We start from the raw sequence: 9,620 nt of genomic DNA on the forward strand, positions 1-9,620 counted from the left end.
TGAGCGTCCAGCAGGGTGGTCACCAGCCGATAGGAGCCGGCAAAGTCGGTGCCGTCCGAGCAGGCGATGCTGATCTGGGCCTCAATGACGCGCACTGGGACGCCGCCGATGGCCGACAGATACGAGGAGTCAGTGAGGGCCTTTCCGATCGGCGGGCGGCGGCGCTGATTGATGCGGCCCACGGATCCTCGACACCGGGACGGGCGAGGATGCCGGCAGCCCTCTCGACACCCGCTCCGCCCATGACCGCCAGAACCTCGATGCCACCGATCCTCACCCACGCACCCTCCCGTGACCGAACGCCAATGGGACCGCCACACACCGGTGACCGATCACCCGGGCTCTCGACGACAACCACCACAAGCGACACGGGACTCCCACCACCACCGGAAAACCACACGAACCCCCACCCCCACCCCCCACCCCCGCCTCCCCTCCCCTCCCCCTGCACCGCCCTGCCCTCCCCCTGCCCTGCCCTGCATAGACCGCGGCGGGTCGTACGCAGCCCTGCCACACACCCCCACCACACGCCCCCGCCACACGCCCTCGCCGCGGGGCAGGGACACGCTCGCGGACGCCGCGGCAGGGGCGTGCGGCTTCACCCACCGGACCGAACGCCGGCAGACGGAGCGATCGGCCCTGGTAGCGTCATGCGCGTGAAGTCGCGCGCACCGCGCGGTCTTTGACCATCGAACGGACGGGGGTCGAATATTGGGAAGGGGTGGTGGGTGTGGGACGGGCACGCGTGGCAGCGCGGGTGATCGTGCACCCTGGCATGGAGGACGTGAGCGTCCAGCAAGTACTGGAGGCACTCGCCGACCCGGCCCGCAGGACAGTGGTACGCACACTCGCACACTCCGGAACCGACCTCAGCTGCGGCTCCATCGACCTACCAGTCGGACGATCCACCTCCAGCCACCACTTCAGCGTCCTACGCGAAGCCGGCGTACTACGCCAGTACTACGTCGGCACCACCAAAATGAACGCCCTACGCACCGAAGAACTGGAACAACGATTCCCAGGCCTACTACCCGCAGTGATCGCCGCCGCAGACACCGAAGCACAACAACCCCCAAAAACATGAAAACAACCCCAACCCCAACAACATGAGAACAACCCCGGACCCCAGCAGCATGAGGCGAGTCAGGCCCCGGGAGCATGAGGCGAGTCAGGCCCCGGGCCACGGGCCGGGCGGGGACACCCCCACGCCCCCACAGCACCGGCCGCGAACCCGCGCCCACAGCACGGGAGTTCACCCCCCGAGCCGCCTCGCACGGACGATGACGACACGCCAGACTCCGACGCCCGGACCCCCACCGACACCGCAGACACCCTCGGGCACCCGCCGGAATCCGGGCCCCGTGACCCGGGCCCCGTGACCCGGGGAGCGGGGAGCGGGGCCCGGGGAGCGGAGGGCGTAGGCTCGGCGCCCGTGACCGAGGACGGGGACTGGAGCCAGGGATGGGACGGCACGCGCCGGTGGATCGAGGGACACCTCGCGCCCGGTGAGCGCATCGGCGCGGTCAGCGCACTGAAAGGCGGATGGACCTCGCGGATGCGCCGCCTGGACGTGGAACGCCCCGGCGGGACCGGCCCGTACGCGCTGGTGCTGCGCTCCTTCGTCAAACCGTTCCACCGCCGCCACGCCCCGGGGCTGCTGACCCGCGAGGCCGACGTGCTGCGCCTACTGAAGGACAGTAGCGTCCCGGCGGCGCGACTGGTCGCCGTGGACGCACAGGCGGCGATGCGCGAGCACCCGCACCCCGGCCCCTCCTCTCACCATCGACGCCCGGGCCACCACCCGCAGCAGCACCGCCGACCGAGCGCCCTTCAACGGCTACGACCCGGGCACCGCGCGTGCCATGGCCCCGCGCGCAGGAGCAGGACACGACGACACGGCACGGGGACGGGGTGTGCTTCCGCGGCCGGGGCCGGGGTGTCGGAGGGGCCGGCGGCGCTGCCGTCCGTGGCCGCGTCACCGTCACCGCCCGGGCCGGGGTGGGACGGGGTGGGACGGGGCACGGGGCGGGGCGGGGGCGTGCTTCCGGGGGCCGGGGCCGGGGTGTGTTCCCTGCTTCCTGCGGCAGGGGTGGTCGGGGTGTCGGAGGGGGTCGGTGGCGCTGCCGTCCGTGGGTGTGTCGCCGTCACCGTCCGGGTCGGGACGCGCGAACTGCTCTCGGCCACCGTGCCAGCCCCGGGGCCGGGGGGTGGCTCCGGGACCGGGGCCGGGGTCAGGGGGTGGGGGCGGGGCGGGTCTCGTGCGGGGTGTCCTGCAGCGGGCGGGGGTGGTCGGGGCCGAGGCGGCGGCGCAGGAGGACGGCGGCGAGGGCGGCGGCGGCCAGGGCGGCGCCGGCCAGGGGCAGGTGGCGGGGGCCGACGGTGGTGACGACGGTTCCGCCGAGGGCGGTGCCGAGGGTGATGCCGAGGTTGGAGAAGGAGATGAAGAGGCTGTTGCCGAACTCGGGGGCGTCGGTGGCATCGCGGGCGAGCCAGGACTGGGCGACGGCGAGGCCGCCGGAGTGGACGGCGCCCCAGAGCAGGACGGTGGCGAGCATGGGGGCGCGGTGGGGGCCGGCGGCGTCGACGAGGAGGTAGAGCGCGAGGCACAGGAGCGGGTAGGCGGTCGCGGTGCGCAGCGGGTGGCGTTCCAGCAGGCGGCCGTAGACGGGGTTGCCGGCGGTCATGACGACGCCGAAGGCCATCAGGGCGGGGCCGGTGAGGGAGGTGTCGAGGCCGGTGACGTGTTCGAGGTATTCGGCGATGTAGCCGTAGCCGCTGAACATCGCGGCGAACAGGAGGGTGACGGCGGCGACGGCCAGCCACAGGCGCGGGCGGCGCAGGATGCCCAGCTGTCCGCGGTAGGTGGGGTGTCGGGTCTCGGGCAGGTCGGGGAAGCAGGTGAGGACGGCCGCGCAGGCGATGAGGTCGAGGGCGGCGGTGCTCCAGAACGCTGCGGGCAGGCCGAGGTGGTCGGCGAGGTAGGAGGTGAGGGGGACGCCGAACGCGAAGCCGGCACTGACGCCGGCGAAGACGGTGGTCGCGGCGCGGGCGCCGCGCCCGGGTGGGGCGAGGCGGGTGGCGGCGGTGAGGGCGAGAGCGAAGAAGACGGGGTGGAACAGGGCGGGCAGGATCCGGAAGGCGAGGACGAGCGGGAAGGAATCGCTGAGCGCGTAGAGCGCGTTGGAGGCGGCGAAGACGGCAAGTGCCGTCGCCAGGACGGTTTTCCGGCGCAGGCGGGAAGCGAGGAGCACGCCGGCGGGGCCGGTGACGGCGACAGTGAGGGCGAACGCGCCGACCAGCCAACCCGCGGTGGCGGGAGTCACCTGCAGGCGCCGGGCCATGGCGGGCAGGACCCCGACGACGCCCATCTCGGTGGTGATGATGCCGAACACGCCCAGAGCCAGGACGGGTACGGCCAGAACGGTACGGGCAGGAGCGGCACGGGACACGGAAACAACCTCCAACAGATACACAAATCTAGATAATTGGATATATGAAGTCGAAGAAAAGCAGGGACGCCGGCCGGGCGCCCCCACCAGAAGAGGAGACGGTACGAGAAAGCAGTACGCGAGCGGATGGCGCGCGAAAGGACGGCACAGGGACGGGCAGCAGGCGGGCGCGTGACACGGGCGGGTGGTGCGGGAGTGTCAGAGTTCGTCGCGCGCGTACGCGGCGAAAGCGGCGATGGTCTCCTCGTTGCGCCGGTAGAAGGTCCACTTGCCGACGCGTTCGGACACCAGCAGTCCCGCCTCCCGCAGGATCTGCAGGTACCCGGAGACCACCGACTGGGCCAGCCCGGAACGCTCGCAGAAGTCGGTGACGCACACGCCGATGTGGAAACCGACGCCGCGCTCACGGTAGTACGCCTCGTCGAAGTAGCGTTCGGGCGTCCTGAGCCAGCGCAGGAACTCCGCACGCGCCGGATTGGCGAGCGCCTTGTGCACGGCCAGTGGATCCAGGTCCACCACACACACCCCTTCCGGTGACCGGCCACCACCCCGACCCTCGGGACGTATCTAATATTCTGGATACGACCTGGAGTGTCAAGACAGACCTGACAGCACAACACCCCCGGAAGACGGGACGGGAACAGGACAGCGACCCGCCGGACCGGACAGGCCCCCACGGACTCCGCCCAGAACAGCACCGCCCAACGACCCGACCCCGGGCACCGCACGAGGGCCGCGAGGAGAAGGTCGCCGCCTACCCGCTGGGCCGCCTCGGCGTCCCGGAGGACGTCGCGGGCGCGGTCGCCTTCCTGCGCTCCCCCGACGCCGGCTGGATCACCGGCCGGACCCTGGTCGTCGACGGCGTGGTCACTCCCGGCGGTGGGATGTGACACGGTGGGCCGGGTGGAATCGACCGTCCCCGTCGATTCCACCCGGCCCACCGCACCGTCACGGCCCGGTCGTCGGACGGGCCTCAGAGGCCCAGTTCGCGAGCGATGATGTTGTGCTGGATGTCGGACGTCCCCGAGTAGAGCAACGACCCGACGGCGTCCCTGAGCTGCCATGACTCGGGATTGGCGGACAGGTAGCCCTTCGCCCCCTGGAGACGCACGGCGTCGAGCGAGGACTGGACGTACGCCTCGGAGACGTACAGCTTGGCGACGGCCGCCTCCAGGGTGGCGTCCTTGCCCTCGTCCTTGAGCACGCCGATCCGCTGGACGAGTGCGCGCGCGGCGTCGAGCCGGACCTTCATCTCGGCGATGCGGTGGGAGACGGCCTGGAACTTCCCGATCGGCTCGCCGAACTGCTGTCGCCGGCGGGCGTGTTGGACAGCGTTCTCCACCTGGCGGCGCATCACGCCCAGGCATGCCGCCAGGATGGAGCCGCGCTCGTACTCCATGGCGCTCTCGAAGACCCAGCTTCCGCGACCGGGCCGCCCGAGCACGGCGCTGTCGGGCACCCAGCACTGCTTCAGGTCCACACGGCCCATCGCCGCGGTGCGCAGCCCCATCTTGTCGAAGGCGGGGCTGCGTTCCAGGCCGGGGGTGTCGGCGTCCACGAGGAAGGCGGTGATCCCGAGCGGTCCGGCGTCTTCGTCGAGGGTGGCGTAGATGACGAGGAGGTCGGCCACCGGGGCACTGGTGATGTACGTCTTGGTGCCGTCGAGGAAGTAGCCGCCACCGTCGGCGGGCCGCGCGGTCGTCTTCATCGCGTAGACGTCCGAGCCCGCCTCCGGCTCGGTCGAGGCGTTGGCCCCGATCAGCGTTCCGTCGGCCAGCCCGGGCAGGTAGCGTTCCCGCTGCTCCTGGGTGCCGTACAGCACCAGCGGGACCATGGTGGTCCAGAGGTGGGCGTTGAGCGAGAAGAGCAGGCCCTGGTCGTCGCTCCCGTAGCCGAGCCCCTCCATGACCGCGATCAGGTCGCTGAGCCGGGGCATCGACTCGCCCTCGTCCGGGATCGCCATCTTCAGCAGACCGAATTCGGCGCACAGCTTCCAGGCGGCCCGGTCGAAGACCCCGTCCCGGTTGCGGCCGGGGATGTCGTCGTTCAGATTCTGGCGGGCGAAGTCCGCAGCACGTTCGAAGAGTTCTCGTTGTCGCTCGTCGGTTCCGCTTGGCACAGGCCCTCCAGATGACGGTAGTCGGTCTTTCCTGTGGACGTACGGGGCAGCTCCTCCAGGGCCTGGAACCGGTCGGGGAGCATGTACCGGGGCAGGTACCCCTGGGTGTAGCGCTTCAGGTCCGGTGCGGACGGCGCCCCGGTAGGAGCGACGATGAACGCGGTGATGACGCACTGGCCGTCGCTGTCGGTGCTGACCACGGCCGCGTCGCTCAGCTCCGGGTGGGCCGCCAGGGCCTTCTCGATCTCGTCGAGCTCGATCCGGTAGCCGTGGCGCTTGACCATCCGGTCGCGTCGACCCCGGAAGACGAAGACGCCCCCCTCCCGCCGGACGACGTCACCGGTGTCGTACCAGAGGCGCCCGTCGTCGGTGGTGAAGTGCGACGCCGCCTGCACCGGCCGCCCGTCGCGCCAGTACCCCGGGAAGACCGAGGGGCCGGCGATCGCGAGGAACCCCTCCTCCCCGTCGACGGGTTTGTGGTCCTCGTCGACGAGCAGCGCGTCGCAGTGGGAGCACGGCGCACCGATGGGGTACTGGTCGTGGCGGTCGTCGGGGACCTCGTCGGGGATGGGGTGGTAGGTGCAGACGTTGGTCTCGGTGGGCCCGTAGAGGTTGAAGTAGTCGGGGCCCGGCCAGGTCTGCTTGATGCGGCGCAGTTTCGCCGGGGGGAAGGGCTCACCCGCGAAGAGGACGAGCCGCAGGTCCGCGGGGGCCGGCGGGGCGGGTTCCATCGCACCGATCGCGCCGAGGATGGCCGGGGCCGAGTACCAGATGGTGATCCTGCGCGACGAGACGAATCTCGCGAGGTGGCGCGGGCTGGCCGCGAGGTCGGTGTCGATGAGGTGGACGCCGGCACCGTTGCGCAGCGCGGCGTAGACGTCGAAGACGGACAGGTCGAAGTGGAACGGCGCGTGGCCGGACAGCCGGTCGGCTTCGGTGACGGCGAAGGCGGCCGAGGCCCATTCGACGAAGCTGACGGCGTTGCGGTGGGTGATGGCCACGCCCTTGGGGGTTCCGGTGGAGCCGGATGTGTAGAGCAGGTAGGCCAGTCGGTCGGGATCGGGCTCGACCCGCGGGGCGTCCTTCTCGTCCGCCGCGAGGACATCGGCCCACACCGCGTGGGATGTGTCGGACGGTTCCTGTGCGCCGGGGGCCAGCAGGACCGGCGTCAGGTGCGGTTGGGCGGCCGTCCGGTCGAGGCGCAGAAGGGCGTCCGGTGTGGTGAAGGCGACGCGGACCGCGCAGTCGGAGAGGATCTTGGCCGCGCGTTCGGCGGGGCCGTTCGCGTCGATGGGGACGTAGGCGGCGCCGGCGCGCAGCGTGCCGAGCATGACGGCGACCGTCTCGGGGGACTTGGGCAGCAGCAGGCCCACGCGGTCGCCCGGCCCCACGCCGTGGCGTGACAGGTACGCCGCGACCTTGGCGGACAGGCGGTGGAGCTCCCGGAAGGTGATGCCGCGTCCGTCGCTGCCGACGACGGCTTCGCCGTCCGGAAGGCGCTCGGCGGTGCGGCTGAGGTACTGGTCGAGGGAGTCCGGCGCTACGGTCGGATCAGCCTTCATTACCGGCGCCCCCGACGCGCACCTCGACGTACTCGACGATGTGGGTGACGGACTTGAAGTACTCGCGCGGGTGGCTGACGCCGACCTCGATGTCGAAGGTGGTCTCCAGGAACGTGACCAGCTTCATGATGCCTATGGAGTCCAGGACGCCGCTCTCCACGAGCTCGAGGTCGTCGGGCAGCGCGCTCGGGTCGGTGTCCTTGATGATGTTCGCCAGGATGTAGGCGTGGATGCTGTCGTGGATGTCGCTCACAGTGGTCTCCGTGTGTCGGTGTGCTGACGTGATGGCGTGTTGGCGCGAGGGGGTGTCGGGGTGTTGGCGTGTCGGGGTGTTGGCATGTCGAGGTGATGACATGTCGGGGTGATGGCGTGCCGAGGTGATGGCGTGCCGAGGTGATGGCGTGCCGGGGTGTCCGTGCTGCCGCACCGGGGATGGCGCGGAGGCAGAGGAGCCGCAGTGGGTCAGAGGCGCGGCGCGTTGAAGACGGTGGCCGGCTCCGGCTCGGGCGCGAGGATCGTGTCGGACCAGCGGAACACCGCGGCCCCGGCCTCCGCCTGACCGCCGAAGGTGTAGAGGACGGTCAGGTCCCCCGGCTTGACGAGGCCCTGCGAGGCGGCGGTGAAGGCGTTGAACGGCATCAGGACCGGCCCGATGTTCGCGACCCGCGGGAACGTGTTGACGACCCTCTCGGAGGCGACCTTGAGTGCGCGTGCGGAGAAGTCGGCGTGCCAGGCGGTCGGGGTGTTCACGATGAAGGCGGCCACGTCGTCCCGGGTGGCGCCGGCTGCCTCAAGGGCGCCGTCGACGGTCTCCAGAAGGAACGGTTCCGCGGTGTAGCGCAAGACGTGCGCGATCGACGGGTCCACCCGGAGACGGATGCGTCGGCCGCCGGCCGTGGTGCCCGAACCGTCCTCGACCGTGTCCATCTTCCAGGTACCGCAGGTCTCGCTGGTGTTGAGCGTCTTGGCGCCCAGGAGCCCGAAGCCCTCCTCGACCTCGCCCACGACCATCGCCCCCGCGGCGTCGCCGCACAGCCGGAGGGTGACGTCGTCGGCGTCGATGGCCCTCGCCAGCATCGAGGTGGCCACGACCAGGACGCGCTTCTTCAGCCCCGAGCGGACCAGCGCGCACGCGGTCAGCAGCGCGGAGAGGGATCCCGAGCAGGTGGCCTCGACGTTGAAGGCGCCGCCTCCCGTTCCCAGTTCCTTCGCGAGGTAGCCGGCGTCACCGGATCCCACCCGGTCGGGGAACATGGAGACCGCGATGAGCCCGTCGATGTCGCCCGGTTCGAGTCCCGCCGCGGTCAGCGCGCGGGTGGCCGCCTGCGCGCCGAGCGACAGGGAGGTCTCGCCCTGGGCCGCGACGCGGCGTTCCACGCTCCCGAAGAAGGGGTCGTCGATGTAGGGCTGCATGGCCGCGTCGAAGTGGTTGCGGGGCGTGGGGCCCACGCTGTCCCCCGAGGGCGTGGTGGGGGGAAGCCCCCACCAGTCGTTCGTTCGCAGGCCTTGGGGCAGGTACGTCGCCAGGGACAGGATCCCGACGGATGTCATGACCGAACCTTTCGTTGGACGACAAGGAGCGGGTGCGGTGGTGCTGCCGGTGAGGGGAGTGTGCGGGGCACGGGGAATCCGACGGCCGGCGCCTCCCTGAACGGGACACCCCCGTGGCCGTGCCGCCACGGGCCTCGAACCACCTCCGGCGGATCGGCCGCAGGCTCGGCCGGAATTCCGCAGCCGTCGGCGGGCGCGGGTACACCCGCCGACGAATGTTTCAAGAGGGGAGGACCGGACACCGGCGGCCGGAATTGCAGACGGTACCCACGGGCGTCTCGCATGCAGGATGCGGACCCCGCGCCGTGCTTACCGAGGAACTGGGCGGTCCGACCGCCGCGGGAATTCGTTCCGACTTTCCCGCAGTGATCGGGCTCCGCTTCGAAGATCCTTGCAGAAAAGTCCCCCGCGTTCAAGGCTCCCCAGTCGCTCACGAACGCAGGCACCTTCCGGTGTGACTCCTGTGACTGAATTGGAGACCGGTGCACTCGTGAGGCCCCACGAGGGGGCGGAATACCAAAAAATACCGACCGCGCCGAAGTCCCACTTTTCGGACGTTTCCCGTCGAACAGTCCGACCACCATCGCCCGGCCTGCCAAAAAAGGACGATCAATGGCCGGAATCAAAACGCCCCGGAAGAACCGGAACCGGCACGGTCCGCTCCGATTGAAACCCGTGGAAAAGGAGGAGCTGAAGTCACTCAGAGGACGCTAAGTCCGTTTCTGGATGATCTGGTGTCGGCCGTTCGTGTGTACGGAGTCATTCGGGCTGACTCGCGGGTCGTTCGCGACCTCCACGAACCCCTCGGACTGCCCACCGACGAGCTCGATCAACGTCACCCGCTCGGCCGTCCCCTCGCGGGAACAGGGACGGGCAGTAGGATCGGCGCGTTGCATCCCGCATACCGCTGCTAGGAGACTTTTCATGGCTCAGGTCACG

At 70.5% G+C, this 9,620-nt stretch carries 7 protein-coding genes and 2 pseudogenes; 2 read left to right on the forward strand and 7 right to left on the reverse strand.

What is annotated here, in order from left to right; all coding sequences use genetic code 11:
- Positions 1 to 182 (reverse strand): annotated as a pseudogene (locus ACIQ87_RS39905) (IS4/IS5 family transposase); the annotation flags it as partial.
- Positions 183 to 682: 500 nt separating this feature from the next.
- On the opposite strand from ACIQ87_RS39905, the gene ACIQ87_RS39910 reads away from it, so the two are divergent.
- Positions 683 to 1,084 carry an ArsR/SmtB family transcription factor gene (locus ACIQ87_RS39910; protein ID WP_402417130.1) on the forward strand — a complete coding sequence of 134 codons (402 nt, stop codon included), beginning with the start codon at positions 683 to 685 and terminating at the stop codon, positions 1,082 to 1,084.
- A gap of 1,147 nt (positions 1,085 to 2,231) precedes the next feature.
- Here ACIQ87_RS39910 and ACIQ87_RS39915 read toward each other — a convergent pair.
- Together ACIQ87_RS39915 and ACIQ87_RS39920 are read right to left on the reverse strand one after the other, a co-directional pair.
- Complete coding sequence (locus ACIQ87_RS39915) at positions 2,232 to 3,449, reverse strand: MFS transporter (protein ID WP_402417132.1); 1,218 nt, start codon at positions 3,447 to 3,449, stop codon at positions 2,232 to 2,234.
- Between the two features lie 198 nt (positions 3,450 to 3,647).
- Positions 3,648 to 3,965, reverse strand: coding sequence for an ArsR/SmtB family transcription factor (locus ACIQ87_RS39920; protein ID WP_402417134.1), 318 nt, complete (start codon positions 3,963 to 3,965; stop codon positions 3,648 to 3,650).
- Between the two features lie 203 nt (positions 3,966 to 4,168).
- On the opposite strand from ACIQ87_RS39920, the pseudogene ACIQ87_RS39925 reads away from it, so the two are divergent.
- Positions 4,169 to 4,339: pseudogene (locus ACIQ87_RS39925) on the forward strand (SDR family oxidoreductase); the annotation flags it as partial.
- Positions 4,340 to 4,422: 83 nt separating this feature from the next.
- Here the strand turns inward: ACIQ87_RS39925 and ACIQ87_RS39930 are convergent.
- The 4 genes from ACIQ87_RS39930 to ACIQ87_RS39945 all read right to left on the reverse strand — a co-directional run bounded on the left by ACIQ87_RS39930 (position 4,423) and on the right by ACIQ87_RS39945 (position 8,681).
- On the reverse strand, positions 4,423 to 5,568 hold the full coding sequence (locus tag ACIQ87_RS39930) for an acyl-CoA dehydrogenase family protein (protein WP_402417136.1): 1,146 nt from the start codon (positions 5,566 to 5,568) through the stop codon (positions 4,423 to 4,425).
- Complete coding sequence (locus ACIQ87_RS39935; RefSeq protein ID WP_402417137.1) at positions 5,496 to 7,130, reverse strand: amino acid adenylation domain-containing protein; 1,635 nt, start codon at positions 7,128 to 7,130, stop codon at positions 5,496 to 5,498. The genes ACIQ87_RS39930 and ACIQ87_RS39935 overlap by 73 nt, the downstream gene beginning before the upstream one ends.
- Entirely contained in the window at positions 7,120 to 7,383 is a 264-nt protein-coding gene (locus ACIQ87_RS39940; protein WP_402417138.1) for an acyl carrier protein, read from the reverse strand. The genes ACIQ87_RS39935 and ACIQ87_RS39940 overlap by 11 nt, the downstream gene beginning before the upstream one ends.
- A 209-nt stretch (positions 7,384 to 7,592) precedes the next feature.
- Positions 7,593 to 8,681: a 3-oxoacyl-ACP synthase III family protein gene (locus ACIQ87_RS39945; protein WP_402417140.1), complete on the reverse strand. Its 1,089-nt coding sequence runs from the start codon at positions 8,679 to 8,681 to the stop codon at positions 7,593 to 7,595.
- Positions 8,682 to 9,620 lie beyond the last annotated feature (939 nt).

Origin of the sequence: Kitasatospora sp. NPDC096204 (assembly GCF_044763205.1) — a bacterium.
Lineage (GTDB): Bacteria > Actinomycetota > Actinomycetes > Streptomycetales > Streptomycetaceae > Kitasatospora.

Bases quoted from the DNA above. Each gene is read 5' to 3' on its own strand.
- ACIQ87_RS39935 (WP_402417137.1), bottom strand. From the start codon at position 7,130: ATGAAGGCTGATCCGACCGTAGCGCCGGACTCCCTCGACCAGTACCTC.
- ACIQ87_RS39945 (WP_402417140.1), bottom strand. From the start codon at position 8,681: ATGACATCCGTCGGGATCCTGTCCCTGGCGACGTACCTGCCCCAAGGC.